This window comes from Streptomyces sp. NBC_01092, assembly GCF_045039535.1.
Classification (GTDB): Bacteria; Actinomycetota; Actinomycetes; order Streptomycetales; family Streptomycetaceae; genus Streptomyces.
Map to the genome: position 1 here is coordinate 8,093,817 of NZ_CP108659.1, position 21,500 is coordinate 8,115,316.

18 protein-coding genes and 1 pseudogene are annotated in these 21,500 nt (G+C 73.4%); 12 read left to right on the forward strand and 7 right to left on the reverse strand.

Annotated elements, in window-relative coordinates:
* The first annotated feature begins 174 nt into the window (after positions 1-174).
* Positions 175-1,674, forward strand: coding sequence for a beta-N-acetylhexosaminidase (gene nagZ / locus OG254_RS36700; protein WP_405590587.1), 1,500 nt, complete (start codon positions 175-177; stop codon positions 1,672-1,674).
* A 23-nt stretch (positions 1,675-1,697) separates the two neighbouring features.
* On the opposite strand, the gene OG254_RS36705 is transcribed toward nagZ, so the two are convergent.
* Positions 1,698-2,579, reverse strand: a complete 882-nt coding sequence (locus OG254_RS36705) for a MurR/RpiR family transcriptional regulator (RefSeq protein WP_405590590.1) — start codon at positions 2,577-2,579, stop codon at positions 1,698-1,700.
* Positions 2,580-2,784: 205 nt separating this feature from the next.
* Between OG254_RS36705 and OG254_RS36710 the strand changes: the two genes are divergently transcribed.
* Positions 2,785-3,366, forward strand: a complete 582-nt coding sequence (locus tag OG254_RS36710; RefSeq protein WP_405590593.1) for a hypothetical protein — start codon at positions 2,785-2,787, stop codon at positions 3,364-3,366.
* Between the two features lie 58 nt (positions 3,367-3,424).
* Here OG254_RS36710 and OG254_RS36715 read toward each other — a convergent pair whose 3' ends face one another.
* The 3 genes from OG254_RS36715 to OG254_RS36725 all read right to left on the reverse strand — a co-directional run bounded on the left by OG254_RS36715 (position 3,425) and on the right by OG254_RS36725 (position 6,235).
* Entirely contained in the window at positions 3,425-4,174 is a 750-nt protein-coding gene (locus OG254_RS36715) for a DUF4142 domain-containing protein (protein ID WP_351186379.1), read from the reverse strand.
* Between the two features lie 152 nt (positions 4,175-4,326).
* Positions 4,327-5,151: an alpha/beta fold hydrolase gene (locus tag OG254_RS36720; RefSeq protein ID WP_405590595.1), complete on the reverse strand. Its 825-nt coding sequence runs from the start codon at positions 5,149-5,151 to the stop codon at positions 4,327-4,329.
* Between the two features lie 31 nt (positions 5,152-5,182).
* Complete coding sequence (locus OG254_RS36725) at positions 5,183-6,235, reverse strand: alpha/beta hydrolase family protein (RefSeq protein WP_405590598.1); 1,053 nt, start codon at positions 6,233-6,235, stop codon at positions 5,183-5,185.
* A gap of 200 nt (positions 6,236-6,435) precedes the next feature.
* Between OG254_RS36725 and OG254_RS36730 the strand changes: the two genes are divergently transcribed.
* Positions 6,436-9,294 (forward strand): SpoIIE family protein phosphatase, encoded by a 2,859-nt coding sequence (locus OG254_RS36730; RefSeq protein WP_405590601.1) that lies wholly within the window; start codon positions 6,436-6,438, stop codon positions 9,292-9,294.
* A gap of 21 nt (positions 9,295-9,315) precedes the next feature.
* Here OG254_RS36730 and OG254_RS36735 read toward each other — a convergent pair whose 3' ends face one another.
* Both OG254_RS36735 and OG254_RS36740 read right to left on the reverse strand, forming a co-directional pair.
* A complete protein-coding gene (locus tag OG254_RS36735) occupies positions 9,316-11,448 on the reverse strand; it encodes a SpoIIE family protein phosphatase (protein ID WP_405595394.1) in 2,133 nt (710 codons plus the stop codon).
* Positions 11,449-11,505: 57 nt separating this feature from the next.
* Positions 11,506-12,096: pseudogene (locus OG254_RS36740) on the reverse strand (MurR/RpiR family transcriptional regulator); the annotation flags it as partial.
* Between the two features lie 16 nt (positions 12,097-12,112).
* On the opposite strand from OG254_RS36740, the gene OG254_RS36745 reads away from it, so the two are divergent.
* The 3 genes from OG254_RS36745 to OG254_RS36755 are packed head-to-tail and all read left to right on the forward strand — an operon-like array spanning position 12,113 to position 13,658.
* Positions 12,113-12,529 carry a DUF6313 family protein gene (locus OG254_RS36745; protein ID WP_405590604.1) on the forward strand — a complete coding sequence of 139 codons (417 nt, stop codon included), beginning with the start codon at positions 12,113-12,115 and terminating at the stop codon, positions 12,527-12,529.
* On the forward strand, positions 12,526-12,846 hold the full coding sequence (locus OG254_RS36750) for a DUF6313 family protein (protein ID WP_405590607.1): 321 nt from the start codon (positions 12,526-12,528) through the stop codon (positions 12,844-12,846). The genes OG254_RS36745 and OG254_RS36750 overlap by 4 nt, the downstream gene beginning before the upstream one ends.
* On the forward strand, positions 12,843-13,658 hold the full coding sequence (locus OG254_RS36755) for a pentapeptide repeat-containing protein (RefSeq protein ID WP_405590609.1): 816 nt from the start codon (positions 12,843-12,845) through the stop codon (positions 13,656-13,658). The genes OG254_RS36750 and OG254_RS36755 overlap by 4 nt, the downstream gene beginning before the upstream one ends.
* Here the strand turns inward: OG254_RS36755 and OG254_RS36760 are convergent.
* The gene (locus tag OG254_RS36760; protein ID WP_405590612.1) at positions 13,651-15,144 is read right to left on the reverse strand and encodes an alpha/beta hydrolase; all 1,494 of its coding nucleotides are present in this window, start codon (positions 15,142-15,144) and stop codon (positions 13,651-13,653) included. The genes OG254_RS36755 and OG254_RS36760 overlap by 8 nt on opposite strands.
* A 149-nt stretch (positions 15,145-15,293) precedes the next feature.
* Between OG254_RS36760 and OG254_RS36765 the strand changes: the two genes are divergently transcribed.
* Genes OG254_RS36765 through OG254_RS36790 form a run of 6 tightly spaced genes read left to right on the forward strand, consistent with a single transcriptional unit; the run spans position 15,294 to position 21,500 of the window.
* Complete coding sequence (locus tag OG254_RS36765; RefSeq protein WP_405590615.1) at positions 15,294-16,550, forward strand: ATP-grasp domain-containing protein; 1,257 nt, start codon at positions 15,294-15,296, stop codon at positions 16,548-16,550.
* The gene (locus tag OG254_RS36770; RefSeq protein WP_405590617.1) at positions 16,547-17,401 is read left to right on the forward strand and encodes a hypothetical protein; all 855 of its coding nucleotides are present in this window, start codon (positions 16,547-16,549) and stop codon (positions 17,399-17,401) included. The genes OG254_RS36765 and OG254_RS36770 overlap by 4 nt, the downstream gene beginning before the upstream one ends.
* Positions 17,398-18,474: a PLP-dependent cysteine synthase family protein gene (locus OG254_RS36775; RefSeq protein ID WP_405590620.1), complete on the forward strand. Its 1,077-nt coding sequence runs from the start codon at positions 17,398-17,400 to the stop codon at positions 18,472-18,474. The genes OG254_RS36770 and OG254_RS36775 overlap by 4 nt, the downstream gene beginning before the upstream one ends.
* Positions 18,471-19,508 carry a dipeptide epimerase gene (locus tag OG254_RS36780; protein WP_405590623.1) on the forward strand — a complete coding sequence of 346 codons (1,038 nt, stop codon included), beginning with the start codon at positions 18,471-18,473 and terminating at the stop codon, positions 19,506-19,508. The genes OG254_RS36775 and OG254_RS36780 overlap by 4 nt, the downstream gene beginning before the upstream one ends.
* Complete coding sequence (locus tag OG254_RS36785) at positions 19,492-20,715, forward strand: MFS transporter (protein ID WP_405590625.1); 1,224 nt, start codon at positions 19,492-19,494, stop codon at positions 20,713-20,715. The genes OG254_RS36780 and OG254_RS36785 overlap by 17 nt, the downstream gene beginning before the upstream one ends.
* Positions 20,712-21,500 carry a class I SAM-dependent DNA methyltransferase gene (locus OG254_RS36790; RefSeq protein WP_405590628.1) on the forward strand — a complete coding sequence of 263 codons (789 nt, stop codon included), beginning with the start codon at positions 20,712-20,714 and terminating at the stop codon, positions 21,498-21,500. The genes OG254_RS36785 and OG254_RS36790 overlap by 4 nt, the downstream gene beginning before the upstream one ends.

Consider the following 21,500-nt stretch of genomic DNA (forward strand, 5'->3'; position numbering starts at 1 on the left):
GTGATATGGCCGTGCGAAGGCTGCTGGGCGGGCGGCGCCATCGGTCTCGGCTCGCGGACGCCCTGCGCAGGGCCGAGCGGCTCCCCGCGTGACGGTTGTCCGCATGGTGAGCAGCTGAATCAGTCATCCGCCGGAAGGTTGACTTTCGGCTGACCGATCCAGAGCATTGCCGGGGTGAGCCCCTTCGAGCACACGTCCCCGGGGTCGGCCGCCCTCCCGGTCGACCTGGACGAAGCCGCCCACCGCTGCCTCGTCGCCGGATTCGACGGTGCCACGAGCGTCCCCGACCCGCTCAAGGAGCTGGTCGACCGCGGCCTCGGCGGCGTCATCCTCTTCACCCGCAACATACGCGACGCCGAACAGGTGCGCCGCCTCACGGACGAGCTGCGCTCCATACGCCCCGACCTCCTCGTCGCCGTCGACAGCGAGGGCGGCGGCATCGGCCACCTCCGCGGGGCCGGCGCCCCGGAGGTCCCCGGCTCCTACGCCCTCGGCGTCGTCGACGACCCGAACCTCACCGCCCGCTGCGCCGACGCACTGGCCGCACACCTCGCCACCCTCGGCATCACCGCCTCCTACGCCCCCGTCGCCGACCTCCAGCACCGGCCGGACAACCCGATCGTGCGCACCCGCTCCTTCGGCGCCGACCCCGAGCGGGCCGCCCGCCATCTGCGCGCCTGGATCACCGCGACCGAGGCCCGCGGCGTGGCCTCCTGCGCCAAGCACTTCCCCGGCCACGGCGGCACCGCCACCGACAGTCACCACTCCGTGGCGGTCGATCCGCGGCCGTACGACGCACTCCAGGCCGACCTCGAACCGTTCCGCGCGGCCATCGCCGCCGGCGTGCCGATGCTGATGAGCGCCCACGTCGTCTTCCCGGCGCTGGACCCCAACCGCCCCGCCACGCTCAGCCGGCGCGTCCTGGGTGATCTGCTCCGGCACGACCTCGGCTTCGACGGCGTCCTCGTCAGCGACGGGCTGGAGATGAAGGCCATCGCCGACGCGTACGGCGAGGCGGCTGGCGCACGGATCGCGCTCGCCGCCGGCGCGGACCAAGTCCTCATCGCCACAGGGGACTTGAACGTCACCCTCGGCTGCCGGGACGCCGTGCTCGACGCGCTGCGCACCTCGGTCCTGGCGCGGGAACGGGTCGAGGAGGCGGCGGCGCGGGTGCGCCGGCTCGCCGAGCGGTACGCGACCCCGGCCACCACGACGACCGTCGCGGCCTCCCCGTCCGAGCACGCCGGCGTCGGGCTCGAAGCCGCGCGCAGGGCCGTACGGAGTCGGGGCGTGCCGCCCGCCGTGCGCGGAGCCCATGTCGTCGACCTGTTCCCGCCGCCCCACCCCGCGCTCAACTGGGGCGGCGAGGACCTGCTGACCGAGGTGCGCGCCGTCGACCCCAAGGCCACGGGGACGGCGGTGACCGGTGAGTGCGCGGATCCGGACGCCCTCGTCGAGGGGATCGTGCGCCGCTGCGGGGCCGCCGCGCTGGTCGTCGCCACGTGCGACGCCGGGCTGCACCCCTGGCAAGTGCGGCTGCGGGACGCCCTGTTGGCCCGGCGGCCGGACGCGGTGCGGGTGGACACGGGACTGCCGGAGGGCGGCGCGCTGTGCTCGTACGGGCGGGGGCGGGTCAGTCTGCGGGCCGTGGCCGAGGTGCTGGCGGGCGTCTGACGGACGGCGCCGGCCGGCCGTGCTCAGCGGGCGCGCCGGGACTTCACCGCATGCTGCGCGGCGATGTGGTCCGTCAGCGCCAGCGAGGCGCTCGCGCGCTGGTACGAGAGCTGGGCGACCCGGACGTAGAGGCAGTCGATCAGCACCAGGACCGAGTGCCGGCCGCCGAGGCCGGTGAGGAAGCCGGTCTCCGGCGCGGTCGACACGAGCCGGATGTCGGCGGCCTTGGCGAGGGGCGAGCGCGGGTCGGAGGTGATCGCCACGGTCGTCGCCCCGCGCTCCTTGGCCAGCTCCAGCGGCTCGACGGTCTCCCTGGTGGCCCCGGAGTGCGAGATGCCGATGGCCACGTCCGCCGGGGTGAGCAGGGCGGCGGAGGTGGCGGCCGCGTGCACCTCGGTCCAGCCGCGCACCGCGCAGCCGATGCGGAACAGCCGGGTCTCGGTCTCCTGCGCCACGGCCCCGCTGCCACCGACGCCGTACACGTCGATACGCCGGGCCCGCGCCGCCGCCTGTGCGGCCCGCTCGACGGCGTCCAGGTCGATCCGGTCGATGGTCTGCTGCACCGCACGCAGGTCCGTGCTGCCCACGACCTGCACGACCCGCTCCAGGGAGTCGTCGGGGGAGATGTCCGGGCCGGTCTCGGCGGTGCCCCAGTCGGAGACCTGGCCGCGTCCGCGCTCCTGGGCCAGCTCGATCAGCAGATGCTGGTAGGAGTCGAGGCCGATGGCGCGGCAGAAGCGGGTCACCGTCGCCTGGGAGGTGCCGGTGCGGCGGCCCAGCTCGGCGGCCGAACACTGGGTGACGGCGGCCGGATCCTCCAGGATCAGCTCACCGACCTTCCGCAGGGAGCCCGCCAGCCGGGGCAGCTCGGTGCGGATCAGTGCGGTGACGTCCGTGGGGGGCATGGAACGAAGGTATCAGCCACCGTATGTACCGCCTTTGGAATATCAGGACCGAATGGCGGGTGGGGGTGCGTAGAGGCGCTGGTGAATGATTCCACCGTACGGCTCCATTGATGCTGAATGCTTCATTCAGGGCGTCTCGACCGACGCGCTGGGGCCAACAGGCGCACACTGGAGGGGTGCTGTCGGTGCTCAAGGGGGTGTCGGCATGGCTGCTTCGGAGTGCCCGAGGGTGCGACTGTGGAGGTGGCGGCGCAATCCGCTGAGGCGGCGCTGCGATGTCATCGAGGCTTGGGTCGTGCTGTGCGGATGGCTGTTCGCGCTGCTCGGCGCCGTGTTCGGCGGGATCGCCGCGGCGGACGCGGTCGTGGGCTCGGCGGAGCAGCAGCGGGCCGAGAGCCACCGGGTGACGGCCGTACTCGTGAAGGACGCGGAGGATCCGGGGCCCGCGCGGGTGACCTCCGACCATCTGGTGTGGGCCACCGTGCGCTGGACCGACGCGAACGGCTCGGTGCGCACGGACGAGGCGCGGGTGGCGCCCAAGACGAAGGCGGGCGGCAAGGTCGAGGTGTGGACCGACCGCAGCGGCGTCCTCCCCAAGGAGCCGCTGTCCGAGACCGAGATCCTGCTGCACGCGGTCGCCGGAGGGGTCCTGGCAGGCGCGGGCGCCGCCGGGGTCGTGCTGGGGTCCGCCTGGGTCGTACGGCTGGGAATGGAGCGGCGGCGCCTGGAGCAGTGGGCCGCGGAGTGGGAGCGGCTGGACACGCCGTGGGGGTGGAAGACGGGCTGATACGGCGTCCCGGAATCGACGTCACAGCGCCCCGGTATTCCTCCGGGGCGCTGTCAGGTCACTTGACGTCCGCGCTCGGCAGCGCCGACGGCGACGCCGTGTTCAGGTCCTCCAGGCCCTTCGGTATGGCGAGCGTGAGGACCGGCGCGCCCGGCTGGGGTGCGGGCGGGGTCATCTGGTCCTTGGGGAGCTTCGGCGGCGTGGTCTGCTGGAAGTTGTTCGCGTCGAAGTTCACCAGGCCGGTCTTCTCAAGGATCGTCATGTGGTCGAGCACGGTGTCGTTCGCCAGGTCGGCCAGCTGACGGACCATGGTGTTCTGCGTGGTGCCCCGGATCTTCGCGATGGCCGGGAAGATCTGCCCGTGCGTCACCCGCATGATGGCGACACCGGTGGCGTCGAACTCCTTGCCCGTCTTGGAGTCCACGGTCGCCACGAACTGCTGCTGCTGCGGGCTGGCCTGGTTGGGCAGCGTGATGTTCAGCTCGGACGCGAGCTTGCGGCAGGCCAGGTCGAGCCGGGCGTGTCCGACGACCAGGTGCTGGCCGGCCTCCTTCATCGCCGGGGTGGTGCCCCGCTGCATCGCCATCATGCCCAGCGGGTGTTCCCACAGCCCCGCCGCGCGCACCTTGACGACGAAGTCCCGGTCGGCCTCGGTCAGCGGGCCGTAGCGGGTGTTGGCGATGACGCGATCCTGGCTGGTCGAGGTGGTCTCCACGCCCAGCATGGCGGGGTAGGCGAGGGCGGAGAGGGTGAGGACGAGGGCACCTCCCACGAAGACGGTGCCTACCATGCGGCGCGAGATGGGCATCGTGACTCCTGACGTGAACGGCCGGTACCTCCTGAGGTACGGATGCATCGCGCGAAACAATCACCGCCGCGGGAAAAAACTTGCGGTCCGCTGTGCGTCGTCCGTCACAGTCCCCCCTGCGAACGCCGCGTACGGCGCCCGCCGTTCGCCCGCTACGACGCCCGACGCCCCCGCGCCACCAGGGCCCTTACCTGACGTGCGTAATCGACGGGGTGGGTGACGTGCGGGAGGTGGCCCGCGCCTTCGAAGGTGTGCGTCGATGAGTGCGGGAGCACGCCGGACAGGCGGCCTACGATCGCCGCGAACCATGTCGGGCTCTCGCTGCCCAGCGTCAGCAGGGCGGGGCCCCGGTAGCCGGAGAGGCGGGCGAGGTCGAGGTCGGCCCACTGCGGGTCGCCCTGCTCGTCCGCGAACGTGGGCGCGTTGACGCGGAACGTCTCCCGTGCCCGGTCCGGCATCCGCTCCCACTCCCCGGGGCCGAAGGCGACCTCCTCCACGAACTGCCGCGCCCCCGCGAGCGGTTCCCCCGCCCGCAACCGTGCCACGACGGAGGCCATGCGCCGCCCGGTCGCCGCCATCAGCGGCCCCGACTCGGGGTCGTCGGCCACGATGCCCATGAGCGGTGGCTCGTGCGCGACGATGCCCCGGAAGAGCTCCGGCCGCCGGCCGGCCAGGCCCAGCGCGGTCGACCCGCCGAAGGAGTTGCCCGCCACGAACGCCGGGGCGAAGCCGAGGATCTCGATCAGTGCCGCCAGATCGTCCTCGTCCTCGCGCCGTGACCCCTGCCCCGGCGGGCGCTCGCTCCGGCTGTGTCCGCGCCGGTCGTACAACAGCACCCGGTGGTCGCGCGTGAGTTCCTTCATGACCGGCAACCAGTTGTAGTGGTCGCCCCAGGACCCATGGACCAGGACCAGCGGATCGCCGTCGCCCGCCACCTCGTAGTAGATCTCGACGCCGTTCACCGCGACCTGTGGCATGCGCGTGGTCTCCTCACTCGGTTCTCGCCGGTCAGCGCAGATGTCGTTCGAGGAAGGCCAGGGTGGCGTCCATCGAGTCCGGCCACCGTGGCCCGAACGTGTGCCCCTCGCCGCGGTACGTCCGCAGCTCCACGTCCTTGCCCGCCGCCTCGAACGCGGCGACCGTCGCCCTCGTCCAGGCCAGGGGGCAGGTGTCGTCGGCGGTGCCGTGGTGGATCAGCAGGGGTTCGCCGACCCGGTCGACGTAGGTGACCGGCGAGACCTGCCGCCAGAACTCGGGGTTCTCCTCGGGGGTGCCGTGCGCGGCCTCGATCTCCTCGACCAGCGGGTCGCCCTCGGGCCGCTGGAAGCGGTCGATGTTCTCCTCGGGGCGGGAGCTGACCGGCGCGAAGACGACGGCGGCGTCCACCAGCCCCGGCGCCACGACCAGCGTGTTGTACACGACCCCGCCGCCCATCGACCGCCCCACCAGCCCGATCCGCTCGTCGTCGACGTCCGGCCGGGCGGCGGAGCGCAGCGCCAGCACGGCGGCGATGACGTCCTCGGTGTAGCCGAGCCGCAGATTGACGTCGTTGTCGGGGTCGTCGTCGGAGCCCGCGTGGTTGCGGTAGTCGGTGTGCAGGACGACATAGCCGCGCCGGGCGAGCAGGTCCTGTTCGCGGGGCATGCCGCGGCCCGTGCTGTAGACGTCCGGGTCGATGTAGCCGTGCGCCAGGACCAGCGCGGGGAACGGGCCCTCCCCGCGGGGGACGTTCATGATCCCCGAGATGGTCAGGCCGCCCGACCGGTAGGTGACCGCGTACTGCGTGTAGGCGTCGGTCCGCAGCCGTACGTCACCGAGGCGCAGGTCGGAGCCGCGGTGCTCGCGCTGCATCAGGGCCGGGAGGGAGACCGGGTCGGCGGAGGTGGGGGAAGGGGGCGGCGTGGGTGCGGAGGTCGCGCCGGAGGTGCCGCCGCCGGTTCGGGCCGACGCGGACGGGACCTCGGTGCGTGCCGCCTGCTCGCCGTCGCTTCCGGTGCAGCCGACGGCGGCCACCAGCGTCAGCCCGGCGGCGAGACAGGCCAGACCCCGCAGTGACCGCATGCGGTCAAGTATGGCGCGGATCGGCGTGGTTGCCTGCGGGGGCGGTGCGCACGTCGCGTGCCCCCGGGCCGAGGGGCTGCCCGTGCCTCTCCTCTGATTGTGATGCGCGTCACGGAAGGACTAGGGTGATATGGCTTGGCGAAGCCCCCGGGCCGCGGGTCGAGCAGCGGTGCGCGGCCGGGCCGGCTTCGGGTGAGGAAGTGGTCCCGTTGTCCGTCGCCTGGGACGACATCGGCGGTCTCGTCGATGCCCACGAACGATTCCTCGCCGGCTCACTGGTCGAGTCGGACGTGCGGGACTCGGTGCTCGACTCCTGGAAGCGGTGCCTCTCCGTCGGGCTGGAGCCGAACCGGCTGCTGGTCCGCTACACCGAGGACGTCACCCTCGACGACCGGTTCCTGCACGCGGCCGGCCCGGTGCTGCGCGACCTGACCACCTCCCTCGCCGATGTGAGCATGACGATCGCGCTGTGCGACGGACAGGGCCGCATGGTCGAGCGGCTCGGCGGCAGTCGGCAGCTGCGCGAGAGCCTCGACACGGTGCGGTTCGCCCCCGGGTTCGACGCCTCGGAGGCGCTCGTGGGCACCAACGGCGTCGGCACCGCGCTCGTCGAGCGCGGCCCCGTCTACATCACCGGCCGGGAGCACTTCGCCGACTGCCTCCAGCCCTTCGCCTGCGCGGGGGCGCCCGTCCGGGACCCGCTCAGCGGACGGATCGAGGCCGTCCTCGACATCACGTGTCTGCGCGACCAGGGCGACCCGGCCATGGTGCGGATGGTCCGCGAGGCCGCCCTGAGCATCGAGGGCCGGCTGCTGGAGCAGGCCACCCTGCGTGAGCGTGCGCTCCTCACCGCGTACCGGCGGGCCGACGGCCACGCCCGGGGCTGGCCGAAGCAGCCCGACGAACTGCGGCCCGGCCCCGACGGCGGGGCGCTCGGCCGGATCGACATGGCCGTACTGCGCGCGAAGGCCGAGGAGCTCATCGCCTCCCCGAATCGCACCCTCGACGAGGTCACCCTGCCCAGCGGCCGGACCGCGACCCTGCTGCGCCGGCAGGTCAGGGGTGCGGCGGGGGAGACCGGCGTCGCCGTGGAGGCCCGTGTGGTCGGGGGCCCACGCCTGCGCCATGTCGGCGTGGCTCCGCCGGGCACCGGGAGCGGGGTGGCGTCGGGGGTGCAGCGGCCGGTCGGATCGGGGGCATCGGCGGCGCAGAGGTCCGTCGGACCGGTGGTGGAGGGGTCGGCAGGGGCGGCCCCGCCCAGACCGGCCCGTACCCGTACCCGTCCCACGCCCTCAGCCACCCCCTCCACCCCGGACGGCGAGGCCGCCAGTGCCGACGGCTGGCTGCTCCTCGTAGGAGAGCCCGGCGTGGGGCGGCTCGCCGTCCTGGCGCGTCGGCGGCTGGAGTTGCTGCACGACGCGAGCGTGCGCATCGGCACCACCCTCGACGTCACCCGCACCGCGGAGGAACTCGCCGAGGTGACCGTCGCCCGGTTCGCCGACTTCGTCGCCGTCGACCTGCCCGACGCGGTACTGCGCGGCGAGGAACCGGAGGCGCTCGGCGGCCGATCCACGCTGCGCCGGGTGGCCATCCGAGCCGTACGCAGGCAGCCGTACCATCTGTACGACGTGGGGGACACCGTCGAGTACGTCCCGTCCACGCCCCAGGCCCGCTCCCTGGAGACCAGGCAGTCCGTCATGGAACCGGTCCTCACCGAGGCGGACGGGTGGATCGCGCAGGACCCGGAGCGGCTGACGCCGGTGCTGGAGGCGGGCATCCACTCTCTGATCACCGTGCCGCTGCGGGCCCGCGGGACGACACTCGGCGTGGTCAGCTTCTACCGGTCCCTCCAGCCGGCCTCCTTCGAGGACGACGACCTGTCCCTCGCGCAGGAGCTGGTCGGCAGGGCGGCGATCTGCATCGACAACGCCCGCCGTTACACCCGCGAGCACAACACCGCGCTCGCCCTCCAGCGCAGTCTGCTGCCGAGGGGACGCTCCGAGCAGAGCGCCGTCGAGGTCGCCTACCGCTATCTGCCCGCGCAGGCCGGCGTCGGCGGCGACTGGTTCGACGTCATCCCGCTGTCCGGCGCCCGGGTCGCGCTCGTCGTCGGCGACGTCGTCGGGCACGGCCTGCACGCCGCCGCCACGATGGGCCGCCTGCGCACCGCCGTACACAACTTCTGCTCCCTGGACCTGTCGCCCGACGACCTCCTCACCCACCTCGACGACCTGGTCGGCCGGCTCGACAGGGGCGAGGGCTGGGCGGCGGAGAACAGTCCCGACTCCGGCATCGTCGGAGCCACCTGTCTGTACGCCGTCTACGATCCGGTGTCCCGGCGCTGCACCCTCACCCGCGCCGGGCACCCCCTGCCCGCGGTCGTCGCCCCCGACGGCAGCGTCGAGTTCGTCGACCTGCCCGCCTGCCCGCCCCTCGGGCTGGGCGGCGAGCCCTTCGAGACGGTCGAGCTGGAGCTCGCCGAGGGCAGCCAACTGGTGCTCTACACCGACGGTCTGGTCGAGGACCGGCACCGCGACATCGACGCCGGCCTCGACAAGCTCCGTGCCGTCCTGGCCGGCGCCGGCCGCCCGCCCGAGGAGACCTGCGAGGCCGTCCTCGACGCCCTGCTCCCGGCCCGCCCCGGCGACGACGTGGCGCTGCTCGTCGCCCGCACGCACACCCTGGGCGCCGACCGCGTGGCCCAGTGGGACCTGCCCACCGACCCGGCGGTCGTCTCGCGCTCCCGCGCGGCGGTCACCGCCCAGCTCGCCGCATGGGGCCTGGACGACCTGGCCTTCACCACCGAACTGATCGCCAGCGAACTGGTCACCAACGCCATCCGCCACGCCACCGGCCCGGTCCAGCTCCGTCTGCTCCGCGACCGCGCCCTGGTCTGCGAGGTCTCCGACGGCAGCGGCACCTCACCCCGGCTGCGCCGCGCCCAGAGCACCGACGAGGGCGGCCGCGGCCTGTTCCTCGTCGCCCAGCTCACCGAGCGCTGGGGCACGCGCTACACCCCCGAAGGCAAGATCATCTGGACGGAGCAGCCGCTGCCGTGAAACGGGATGCCCAGCACCACTTCAGGGCATGTCCGTCTCGAACCAGACGACCTTCCCGGTGCTCAGCCGAGTCGCCCCCCAACGACGGGCAAGCCGGTTGACGAGGTACAGCCCCCGCCCACCCTCGTCCGTGGCGCGAGCCTGCCGCAGCCGCGGCAACTGCGGTGCGTCGTCACCGACCTCGCAGCGCAGCACATCGGTGCGCAGCAGCCGCAGCGTCACCGGCCGGGAGGCATACCGCACGGCGTTCGTCACGACCTCGCTGACCAACAGCTCGACGGAGTCGGTGAGTTGCTCCAGCCCCCAACGGACCAGCGCCTGCCGGGCAAACCGCCGCGCCTGCCGGGGCGCCGCGTCCTCCGGCTCCAGGAACCAGGACGCCACGTCGCTCGGCGCGATCCCCTCGAAGCGGGCGGCGAGCAGCGCGACGTCGTCGTCGCGGTCGCCGGGACCGAGCATCTCCAGAGCGTCGTCGCACAGGGTTTCCAGCGGCGGCGGACGATCCGGCCCGGTCAGCCGGGCGGTCGCGGCGAGCTTCTCGCGCAGCTGCTCGATGCCGGACCAGACGTCGCGCAGGCGGGACTCGACCAGGCCGTCGGTGTAGAGGAGGAGGGTGGCTCCGGGCGGTGCCTCCAGTTCCACGGCTTCGAAGTCGACATTGCCGACGCCGATGGGGGCGCCCGGGGGCAGACGCAGTACCTCGGCCCGGCCGCTCGGGTGCAGCAGGACGGGTGGCGGATGGCCGGCGTTGGCGATGGTGATGCGGTGCGACACCGGGTCGTAGACCGCGTACAGGCAGGTCGCCATGCGGTCGGTGCCCAGGCGCTGGGCCTGCTCGTCGAGCAGATGCAGGACCTCCTGCGGGGGCAGGTCGAGGCCGGCGAGGGTCTGGGCCGTCGTGCGCAGTTGACCCATGATCGCCGCCGACGTCATGGAGTGGCCCATGACGTCTCCGACCACCAGGGCCACGCGGCTGCCGGGCAGCGGGATCGCGTCGTACCAGTCGCCGCCCACGCGGGCCGTCTCCGCGGCAGGGAGATAGCGGGAGGCGAGGAGCACACCGGGCGGGCGCGGCAGGGTCTCCGGCAGCATGGTGCGTTGCAGTTCGTCGGCGATGAAGGCTTCGCGCCCGTACAGGACCGCCTTGTCGATGCCGAGCGCGCTGTGCGTGGCGAGTTGGGCGGCGGCGAGGAGGTCGTCCGGCTCGAAGGCGGGGCGTTCCGGGTGACGCAGGAAGACCGCGGTGCCGATGACACGGCGGCGGCCGCGCAGCGGGGCGAGGATCGCGCGCTGCCCGTCGGGGATGATCGACTCGCTGTCGTCGCCGAGGAGTTCCGGCAGGGCGGCGCGGGCGGCGGGAGCGTCGGCGAAGACGGGGCGTACCCCGCGCAGCACCTCGGCCAGCGGGCCGCCGGGCCGCACCTCGCACCGTTCGGAGGTGAGGGCGGACAGTTCGGAGAGCTCGGTCGGCTCCGGCTCCTGGGCCCCGGGCCGGAAGCCGCCCTCGGTGTTCCACTCCTCCGGGATGCCGGCGGTGCGCCGCAGCCGCAGCACCACGGGGCTGGTGGGCCGCTCGTCGCCGATCGGCAGGGGATCGCGCAGATGGACGAGGATCGCGTCGGAGAAGGTCGGCACGCTCGCCCGGCACAGCCCCGTCACGATCTCGTCCAGGTCGATGCCGCGGGCGATGCGCCGGGTGGCGGCGCCCACGAAGCGCAGCCGGTCACCGTCCTGCCCCACGGACGCCGGCCTGCCGGGTGGCACTCCTTCACCGGCAGGCCGTCCGGCGGACGCCTGCGGCAGGGGGCCCGGCGGGGGCGGTGTCGGTTGCGGCGGGTTCGGAGCCGGTGGTGCCGCCACACCGTACGCGGCGTGGACCGCGAGCTCGTCGACCACTTGGAGGTCGTACGGTTCGAACCCCGCACGACTCGGGCGCCGGAGGAACAGCGCTGCCCCGACCACCTCCGCCGAGGCGAGAAGCGGGGCGAGAAGGACACGATTGCCCTTCGGTAACCGGGGATTCGGACCCAGGAGTTCGACGAGGGCGGTATCCAGGTCACCCGCCTCTCTGCTCAGGACGTCACCCGCGTGCAGAAGCTTGGCCAGGACACTGGTCGGCGGCACGAACCTGGACGTCGGCGCGGTTCCGCCCATTGCGCGGCCCAGCCCACGTCCCGCTTCCGCAAGCCGCGACGCGTCGACGGACTCGGCGAGGGCGAGGCGCAGGTCGCGATAGCCGGAGTAGCCGAGGAGCCGGGCGGTGCGGACGACGGTGGCCTCGCTGGTGCCGACGCGTTCGGCGAGTGCCGTGACCGTCAGGTCGGAGCAGCCCGCCGGGTCGTTCGTCACCGCTTCGGCGACGCGCTGCATGGAGCGGGTCATCGAGGGCGCCAGAGCACGCGCTCTCGCCGCCAGTGACGGGTCGGGGCGGGGCGACCTCACCGGGAGCAGAGGCCCCCGCGAGGAAAGGGATCCGCTTGCGCCCAGCCGCAGTTGAAGAAGGGCCGTCGAGGATCCACCCGTACGCTCCGTGCCGGCGCGCAGGTAGACCACGGCCGCGTCGGACAGGTCGGGGACCGCCACCTGACAGAGTCCCTCGGCGATGTCCGCCGGGCTCTCGGAGCGGACGATGCGACGGACCGCGGAGGCGAGCTGACGTTTGGAATCGGGCCGCATCGTCTCTCCGTGCGGGTGACCAGGGGCACCGCTCATGTTCCGGGAGCGGGGGCCGCCTGTCCAGCCGCTCACATGAACGCGCGCTGCCCAACGCAAGGACGGGGAAGGCGACTTGGCGCAACGCATCGGCTACCGTCGGACCGTGACCTCAGGCACGCCCGGTATCCCGCCTCCGCCGTCCCCCGGCCTGCGCCGTCGGGTCTCGCGCTGGTGGAGGTCCCGGGACGCCCTGTCCCGGTTGCACCGCTGGCTCCTGCTGCGTGCGGCCCCCCTGCTGGTCGTATTCCTCGTGCTCTTCGCGCTGAACGGCGCACTGATCGGCTGGACCGACGCGTACAACGTGCTCATCGGTATCGACTCGCCGGGAGACGTCAGCCCCCAGTGGTCGGCCTGGCCCCTGTCGATCGCGGGGTGGGCCGCCGTGCCCGCGCTGGTCGGCGGTGCGGTCGGATACGCGGTGACGGACCAGATCCAGGCGCACCGCACCCGCGAGCTCGCGGAGATCCTCGACGAGCTCAGGCGGCATTCCACGTCCCCGGCGAACTCCGACGGGGGATGACCTTGCGTTCCCTGTTCGAGCTCCACGCCTGCGGTGGAACCTCCGCCGAGTTCGCCGAGCAGTTCACCGCGCGGTGGCATGACAGCGACTGGGACGCGGCCGAGGACCACTGGCAGCTGATCGTCAACAGGCTGCTCCAGGGCAGGGACCTGGAAGGCCTCAAGCCGGGTGACGCTTTGCGCATCGCCGAGCAGCAGGCGCAGACCTTCGCCGTGTCACTGCTGCGTTCGCCGGACCCCACCCGGTGCCCGATGTGCGCGATCGCACCGCCCCGGAGCGCGCCCGAGTCCCGACGGCCCGCAATGGAGCCACGATGACGAAGAGGACCACGGAACAGATCCTGCGCGAACTCCTCTACCTGGCGTCCCCGGACAGCCCGGAGCGCGCCCGCGCCGCCGCCGCCGACGCCATCGCCCGCCGCGGGGACGAGGCGATGCCGGGCTCCGAGGTGGGCCGGCTCGCCGAAGCGCTGCGCGCCCGTGAGGCGGACGGGGAGCCCGTCGTCCTGCGCGACGCCGACCTCGCGGGCGCCAACCTGTACCAGGTCGCGCTGCACGGCGCCGACCTCACCGGGGCCGACCTGACTGGTGCCGACCTCAGCTTCTCGGACCTCACCGGAGCCCGGCTCGACCTTGCGAAGCTGGCCGGAGCGGGCCTCGGCGGCGCCGATCTGTCCGGAGCCCGGCTGCACCGGAGCGATCTCGCCGGGGCGGTACTCGACGACGCCGTGCTCGCGGGTGCGGAGCTGAACGCCGCGCACCTGGCCGCGGCCTCCCTGCGTGCGGCGGATCTGTCCGAGGCCAGTCTGCGCGGAGCGGTCCTTCGGGACGCCGACCTGACGGGGGCGCAGTTGTGGCGGGCGGTGCTGGACTTCGCCGATCTGCACGGCTGTGATCTCACGGGCGCCGATCTGGGGACGGTCGTGGGCACCTTGAACGTCGACCGGCTCAGAGGGGTGAAGTGGTCGACCGAAACCCGCTGGCCCCAGTCCCAGCCCGGCCTGGGACCCGAGGTCCTGCGCAACTCGGTGAGCATCGCACCGGGCATCTACCAGGTGGGCGACGAGGACAGCCGGGACCGCACCGTCGACCTGACACCGAGCCCGCGCACCCCGAGCCCCGTCAGCTAGCCGGCACCGGGGGCAGCCCCGGTCCCGAGCAGCGCACGTCCGCCTCCGGCACCCTCCCGTCGACCAGATACGCGGCCACCGCCCCGTCCACGCACCCGTTCCCGCGACTGGCGAACACGCCGTGGGAGTAGTCGTTCTCCAGGGTGATCAGGCGGGAGCCCGGCAGCAGTTCCCGAAGCTCGCGCGCGCCCCGGATCGGTGTCACCGGGTCGTGTGCGGAGGCCACCAGCAGGACGGGCGGTGTGGCCGGACCGCCCAGGGGTGTACGGCGGTCGGGGCGGTGCTGCCAGTAGGCGCAGGTCGTGGCCTCCAGGCCGGTCAGCACCGGCTGCGGGTCGAGGCGCCGTATGCGCCGGATGTCCGCCACGATCTCGCGCGGCGCCGGCCCCGGACCGTCCGCGCACTTCACGATCCGGTTGGCTGCCTCGTAGTTGCGGGACTCCGGGCTGTCGAAGGCGGATGCCGGGCGCAGACCGTCCACGGCGCCGTCCGTGAGGTAGGCGCGCAGCCCGTCGGCCAGGCCCGACCAGCGCTCGGTGCGGCCGAGGGCGCGGTAGACGGCGCGGTCGAACTCCGCAGGGCCGAAGCCGTCCACCGGGCGGGCGGCAAGTCCTTGGCGCACGCGCAGATACGACCGCCGTACGGCCGCCGCGTCGCCGCCCAGGCCGAAGCGGTCCGGGTGCGCGGCCGTCCAGCCGAGGAACGTGTCGCGGGCCCGCAGCAGCGCCCGGCTCTGGATCACGTCGAAGTCGTACCAGTCCCAGGGCCCGACCACGCTGTCCAGCACCATGCGGCCCACCCGGTCCGCGAAGCGTGCCGCGTAGGCCGCGCCCAGGTAACTGCCGTACGAGACACCGAGGAAGTTCGTGCGCGGTTCGCCCAGGGCGGCGCGGATCGCGTCCATGTCGTACGCGGTCTGCTCGGTGGACAGGTACGGCAGCAGCCGTGTGCCCGCGCCCGTCGCGCAGTCGTCGGCCATGTGCCGCTGTGAGGTCAGGTACGTCCGCTCGGCCCGCGGGCCCATCGGCACCGGGTCCGTGCCCGGAGCGGCGAACAGACCGCCCATGGCACCGCAGTCGACGGGCTCGCTGTCGCCGACGCCGCGCGGGTCGAAGCCGATGACGTCGTACGAACGCCGCACGCTCGCGGGCAGCTTGGCGCGCTTGGTCACCGCGTAGGGGAGTCCGGAGCCGCCCGGTCCGCCCGGGTTCACCAGCAGGATGCCGCGCCGCTCGGCGGGGGTGCCGGAGGCGGGGACGCGGGAGACGGCGATCTCGATGCGCGGGCCGGACGGGTGGCGCCGGTCGAGCGGCACGGTGAGCCGCCCGCACTCCACGCGGTCCGGCGCGGGCGGCCTCGGTACGGAGTCCGGGCAGGCGCCGAAGGTGAGGGAGGCCGCCGCGCGGGCGGGGGTGGCCGTGGGGAGCAGGGCGGCCGCGGCGGCGAGGGCGCACAGCAGGGCGGTGGGGCGGGGCAGGGCGGACAAGGTCCCTCCGAGTCTCGGGGCAAGGTAAGAACGGGGTGGCAAATGAAAATGATTATCGATAACGTGTGCGCGTCAAGTCCGGCCCCCTCCCGCCGAGGGGCGCCCCGGGCTGCCCTGACATCGGAACTCACGGCACGAAAAGGGGAGTTGTGGCTCATCTGCTGATGGTCGAAAGCTGGGTCGGATCAATGAGCAGGCTGCTGCCACGCGCCATCCGCGAGGGCGGGCACGAGTTCACCTTCCTCACCCGTGACCTGCATCACTACCTGCGCTCGGCGCCCGAAGGGGCGGCGCATCCGCTGCTCGGCGCCCGCAATGTGCTCACCGCCGACACCAACGACACCGACGCCCTGCTGCCCGAGGTGGAGCGGCTGCACTCGGTGCTCGGCTTCGACGGGGTGATCACCTCCTGCGACTACTACCTGCCGACGGTCGCCCGCATCGCCGCGCACCTCGGCCTCCCCGGCCCCGGCGCGGAGGCCGTGCACAGCGCCTGCCGCAAGGACGCCACCCGCCGCGTCCTCGCCGACGCGGGCCTTCCCGGACCGCGCTTCGCCGTGCACGAGGAGTGGGCCGACCTCGCGCGGGCCGCGCAGGAGATCGGCTACCCGCTCGTCGCCAAGCCCGTCGACCTGTGCGCGGGCATGTATGTGCGGCGCATTGAGCACGAGGCCGAACTGGTGGAACTCTTCCGGACGTTGGCGGACTTCCCGGTCAACGCCCGAGGTCAGCGCCGCACCCCGGGCGTCCTCCTCGAAGAGCTCCTCGACGGCCCCGAGGTCAGCGTCGAGACCGTGTCCTACGCGGGCGCGGTGCACATGGTCGGCGTCACCGACAAGAGCGTCGGCGGGGCGCCCGCCTTCATCGAGACCGGCCACATGTTCCCCGCCGCCCTGTCGCTCGCCGACATCGAGGCCGCCGAGCAGACCACGCTGGGCGCGCTCAAGGCGCTCGGGCTGACGGACGCCGTCGTCGCGCACACCGAGATCAAGCTGACCTCCGCCGGGCCGCGCGTCGTCGAGGTCAACCCCCGGCCCGCCGGCAACCGCATCACCGAACTCGTCCGCCATGTCACCGGCATCGACCTCGCCGCCGCCTTCGTGGACGTCGCCCTCGGCCGCAGGCCCGACCTCACGCGCACCGACACCGGGCTGCGCAGCGCCGCCATCGGCTTCCTCGTCCCGGACCGCTCCGGCACCCTCGAAGCGCTCGACGGCCGTCAACTGGCCGCCGAACCAGGCGTGTTGGAGGTGGTGCTGGCCGAGCCCGGCAAGGCCGTGAAGGCGGCCGGCAGCAACAACGAGTACCTCGGTCACGTCATGGCGGGCGACCCCGACGGCCCCGGCGCCCGCGACCGGGTCGAGCACCTGCTGACCGGCCTGCGCGCGGGACTGGTGATCCGATGACCGCCGTCACCACCCGGCCGACCACGCCCTGTCGGTCGTACGACGATCTGGTCGCCCACGTCCGCGCGGGCGCCCTCGGCCCCGATCCGCGCACGCTGCGCATCGCCGTCGCCTTCACCACCCGGCAGGCCGTCCGGCACGACGGGCGCGGCACCGGCTACCGCAACGAGGTGCTCAGCCTGCGCCTCGACGAGGCCGTCGGGTCGTGCGCGGTCGAGCCCGGCGAACTGCCCGACGGCGCCCTCGACGACTGCGTCGGCGCCGACCTGGCACGGCTCCTCGACCATGAGCTGCCCGCGGTGCGGGTGGCCGCCCTCGACACCTACCTGATGCACGTCACCCCGCACACCCCGCAGCACGGGGCGCGGCCCGTCGCCCTGCCCGCCGGGTCGTCGCTGGAGAAGTCCCGGGCGCGGGCGAGAGCCGTCGTGGAGCTGCTGGACCTGCCGGACGGGGGCACGGTGAGCACGGTGCTGGTGGTCGGTGTGGTCAACTCCCTGCTGGAGGCTCTGCGTTCGCGTGGCCTCGGCTATGTGCCCTGCGACCTCAAGGGCGGGGTCACGGAGTGGGGCGAGCCGGTCGTCACCGACGCGCTCGCCGCCGCCGGGCGCTGCGACGCGCTGCTGGTCTCCGGGATGACCCTCGGCAACGGCACCTTCGAACCGCTGCGTGAACACGCCCTGCGGCACGGCAAGCAGCTGGTGCTGTTCGCGCAGACCGGCAGCGCGGTCCTGCCCCGCTTCCTGGGGCACGGGGTGAGCGCGGTGTGCGCGGAGCCGTACCCGTTCTTCTGGCTCGACGGCGGACCCGGCGTCGTCCACCGCTACCGCTGTTCCGGGGGTGCGCGATGACCGCGACCGCCGTACGCCCCACCGCGCACCCGGAGCTGCTCGCCCTGCTCGGCCGAACCCCTGTCGTCCGCGTGAGCGGCGATCTGCCCCTCGCCCACCCCGGCTTCTGGGCCAAGCTCGAAGGGCTCGCGGCGGGCGGCATGAAGGCACGGGCGGCGGTGTCGATGCTGCTCGGCGCACGGGAGCGGGGGGAACTGCGTCCCGGCGCCCCGGTGGTGGAGTCCACCTCCGGCACGCTCGGCATCGGACTCGCCTTCGCCGGGCAGGCGCTCGGCCACCCCGTCGTCCTGGTCGGCGACAGCGAACTGGAGCCGTCCATGCGGCAGTTGCTGCGCGCACACGGCGTCCGCCTGGAGCTGGTCGACCGCCCCGCGCCGCAGGGCGGCTGGCAGGCGGCCCGGATCGTCCGGCTGCGCGAACTGCTCGCCGAACTCCCCGGCGCCTACTGGCCCGACCAGTACAACAACCCCGACAACACGGCCGGATACGCCTCCCTGGCCGCAGAGCTCTCCGCCCAGCTCGACCACCTGGACATCCTGGTGTGCAGCGTCGGCACGGGCGGCCACAGCGCCGGCGTCATCGCCCCGCTGCGCCGGCACTGGCCCGCGCTGCGGCTCATCGGCGTCGACGCGACCGGCTCGACGATCTTCGGCCAGCCCGCCCGACCCCGCCTGATGCGCGGCCTCGGCAGCAGCATCCACCCGCGCAACGTCGCCTACGACGCCTTCGACGAGGTCCACTGGATCGGCCCCGCCGAGGCCGTGGACAGCTGCCGCAGGCTCGCCCGGGGCTGCTTCGTCAGCGGCGGCTGGAGCACGGGCGCCGTGGCGCGGGTCGCCGCCTGGGCGGCCCGCGTGCACCCCGGGGCGGTCGTCGCCACCGTCTTCCCGGACGGGCCGCACCGCTACCTCGGCACCGTCTACGACGACGACTTCCTCGCCGCCCACGGCCTGGACCCGGCCGGCGCCGCCACCCGCCCCGTGGAGATACCGCACCCGTACGCCGCCGAGGCGAGCGGGTGGGCGCGGTGCACGCGGGTCGCCGATCCCCTCTCCTTCGGAAGGACACGATGAAGGCCCGCCTGCGCACCGTACGACTCGAACTCGCCGAGCCACTGCGCATATCCCGCTCCACCATGACCGCCCGCGACGCCGTGTGGCTCGGCGTCGAGCACGACGGGGTCACCGGATACGGCGAGGCCGTCAGCAGCGTGTACTACGGGTTGGACACCGACACGCTCGTCCGGCTGATCTCGGCGGTCGATCTCGAACGGTTCACCGACCCCGAGAGCGCCCTGGAGGCCCTGCCCTCCCGTGCCGTGCCGCCCGCCGTCGTCGCCGCCGTCGAGTCCGCGCTGCTGGACCTGATCGGCAAGCGGGACGGTGTGCCCGTCCATCGACTGCTCGGGACCGCCACGTCGTTCGGTGTCGCCACCGCCCGCACCATCGGCATCACCTCGATCCCGCACGCGGCCGCCGAGGCCCGGCGCCTCGCCGCGGCCGGATTCGAGATCGTCAAGGTGAAGGCGGGCGCGTCCGACGCCGAGGACGACGTGGAGCGCGTGCGGGTCATCCGTGACGCCGCCCCGCATGTGCGGCTGCTGCTGGACCCGAACGGGGCCTGGAGCGCGCCGCAGGCCGAGCGTCTGCTGCCCAGGTTCGCCGCGCTAGGGGTCGAGGCCATCGAGCAGCCGCTGCCACCGGGTGACCCGGACGCGCTGGCCGCCCTCGCCGAGAAGTCACCCTTGCCTGTCATCGCCGATGAGGACGCGGTGAGCGTCGAGGACGTACGGCGGCTGGCCGGGCGCGTCCACGGAGTCAACGTCAAGCTCGCCAAGTGCGGGGGAGTCCGGGCGGCCCTGCGGATTGCGGAGCTGATCGAGGGCAGCGGGACGGAGCTGATGCTCGGCTGTCTCACCGCCAGCAGCCTCGGCATCGCGCCCGCCGTCCATCTGGCCGACCGCGCCCGCTGGGCCGACCTGGACGGGCATCTGCTGCTCGCCCGCGACCCGTGGCGGGGGATCGGCGGCGCCGACGGCTTCGTACGCCCGAGTTCCCTTCCGGGGCTGGGAGTCGAGGAGGTGACGGCGCATGCGGACGTGGCGTGAGATGCGCGGCTTCCCGCTCGCCGTCCAGCTGCTGCTCGTCAACCAGCTCGGCGTCAACACCGGCTTCTATCTCCTCATCCCCTACCTGGCCACCCACCTCGGCGAGAACCTGGGCATGTCGGCGGCGGTCGTCGGGATCGTCCTCGGCGTGCGCAACCTCAGCCAGCAGGGCCTGTTCATCATCGGCGGTTCGGCGGCGGACCGGCTCGGGGCGCGGGGCGTCATCATCGCCGGGTGCGCGCTGCGGACCGTGGGGTTCGCGCTGTTCGCGCTCGGGGACGGGCTGGCGGTGCTGCTGGCCGCGTCCGTGCTCAGCGGGCTCGCGGGGGCACTGTTCAACCCGGCCGTGCGGACCTATCTCACGCAGGAGGCGGGGGAGCGGAAGGCTGAGGCGTTCGCGCTGTTCAACGTCTTCGCCACGACCGGAGCGCTGATCGGGCCGCTGCTGGGCAGCGCCTTGCTCCTCGTCGACTTCCGCACGTCCGCGCTCACCGCCGCCGGGATCTTCGCCGTGCTCACCGTGGCACAGGCCCTCGTCCTGCCCGCGCGCAAGGTCGAGCCGACCGGCAGCGGCGTCCTCGGGGACTGGCGCGAGGTGCTCGGCAACCGCGCCTTCCTCGCCTTCGCGTTCGCCATGGTCGGCATGTTCACCCTGGAGAACCAGCTCTATCTGCTGCTGCCCGACGGGGCCCGTGAGGCCACCGGCTGGGACGGAGCGGCGGGCATCGTCTTCCTCGTCGGTACGGTCGCCAACCTGGCGCTTCAGCTGAGGATCACCCGGCGTCTCAAGTCCCGTGGCAGCAGGGCGCGTTGGATCGCCGTGGGGCTGGCGGTGATGGGCCTCGCCTTTGTGCCGCCCGCCTTCAGCGCGGGGGCGGTGCCGGTCCTCGCCAGTGCGCTGCTGCTCTACCTCGGCATCATGATCGCGTCGCCGTTCGTGATGGAGCTGATCCCCCGCTTCGGCCGTCCCGAGCTGACCGGCACGTACTTCGGGATCTTCTACGTCGTCTCCGGGGTCGCCGCGGCCGTCGGCAACACCGTCGTCGGCTGGGCCATGGACGCCGGGGAGCGCGGCGGGCACGCATGGCTGCCGTGGGTGTGCTGTGCGCTGTTCGGGCTGGCCTCGGCGGGCGGGGTCGCGTGGCTGCGTCGCCGCGGATCACTGCCGGCGCTCGCGGAACCGGTGCGCGAGAGGGCCCACGCATGACCGGCGGCAACCTCCTCACCGACCATCCCGCCCTCTACGAGGCCCGCTTCCCCGACCCCGACCGGCTCGCCGGACGCTGGGTCGAGGACTGCCTGAGCCGCCACGGCGCCGGCCCGCGCGTCCTCGACATGGGCTGCGGCACCGGGCGGGATGCCGCCCACCTGCACTCCGTCGGCCGTACGGTGACCGGCGCCGATCTCTCCGAGGCGATGCTGGCCCACGCCCGCGTCCATCACCCGGGACCGGCGTACGTCCGGGCCGACCTGCACGGCTTCGAGCTGGGCCGGGACGCCTTCGACGCCGTCGTCTGCCTGGACAGCTCCCTGCTGTACTGCCACACCAACGACCAGCTCGACGGCTTCCTCACCTCCTGCCGCCGCGCCCTCGCGCCGGGCGGGCTGCTGGTCGCGGAGATGCGCAACGGCGCGTACTTCCTGGGCCGTACGGACCTCCTCGACGTCCCGTCGGCCAACGCCATCACGTGGCGGGGCACCGCCTACCGGTCCACCACCACCCTGACCGTCGACCGCACCGCCCAACTGCTGCGCCGTATCCGCGTCTGGACGACCGACGACGGCTCACCGCCCGTCGAACAGCGCTCCGCCTGGCGGTTGCTGTTCCCGCAGGAGCTGCGGCACTTCCTCGCCGCGCACGGCTTCGAGGTGCTCGAACTCCACGACGGCCCCGGCCCGCGCACCGAACCCCCTTGGCGGCAGGGCGAGTTGCCCGGCACCACCGCCGACGCGGACCGGCTGCACGTCGTCGCGCGCCTGCACACCCGCTGA

Coding starts and splice junctions, on each gene's coding strand:
- OG254_RS36705 (WP_405590590.1), bottom strand. CDS start 2,579: ATGCCCCCCACGGACGTCACCGCACTGATCCGCACCGAGCTGCCCCGG.
- OG254_RS36755 (WP_405590609.1), top strand. CDS start 12,843: ATGACGAAGAGGACCACGGAACAGATCCTGCGCGAACTCCTCTACCTG.
- OG254_RS36750 (WP_405590607.1), top strand. CDS start 12,526: ATGACCTTGCGTTCCCTGTTCGAGCTCCACGCCTGCGGTGGAACCTCC.
- OG254_RS36735 (WP_405595394.1), bottom strand. CDS start 11,448: ATGGGCGGAACCGCGCCGACGTCCAGGTTCGTGCCGCCGACCAGTGTC.
- OG254_RS36790 (WP_405590628.1), top strand. CDS start 20,712: ATGACCGGCGGCAACCTCCTCACCGACCATCCCGCCCTCTACGAGGCC.
- OG254_RS36715 (WP_351186379.1), bottom strand. CDS start 4,174: ATGCCCATCTCGCGCCGCATGGTAGGCACCGTCTTCGTGGGAGGTGCC.
- OG254_RS36780 (WP_405590623.1), top strand. CDS start 18,471: ATGAAGGCCCGCCTGCGCACCGTACGACTCGAACTCGCCGAGCCACTG.
- OG254_RS36770 (WP_405590617.1), top strand. CDS start 16,547: ATGACCGCCGTCACCACCCGGCCGACCACGCCCTGTCGGTCGTACGAC.
- OG254_RS36710 (WP_405590593.1), top strand. CDS start 2,785: ATGGCTGCTTCGGAGTGCCCGAGGGTGCGACTGTGGAGGTGGCGGCGC.
- OG254_RS36720 (WP_405590595.1), bottom strand. CDS start 5,151: ATGCCACAGGTCGCGGTGAACGGCGTCGAGATCTACTACGAGGTGGCG.
- OG254_RS36785 (WP_405590625.1), top strand. CDS start 19,492: ATGCGGACGTGGCGTGAGATGCGCGGCTTCCCGCTCGCCGTCCAGCTG.
- OG254_RS36775 (WP_405590620.1), top strand. CDS start 17,398: ATGACCGCGACCGCCGTACGCCCCACCGCGCACCCGGAGCTGCTCGCC.
- OG254_RS36725 (WP_405590598.1), bottom strand. CDS start 6,235: ATGCGGTCACTGCGGGGTCTGGCCTGTCTCGCCGCCGGGCTGACGCTG.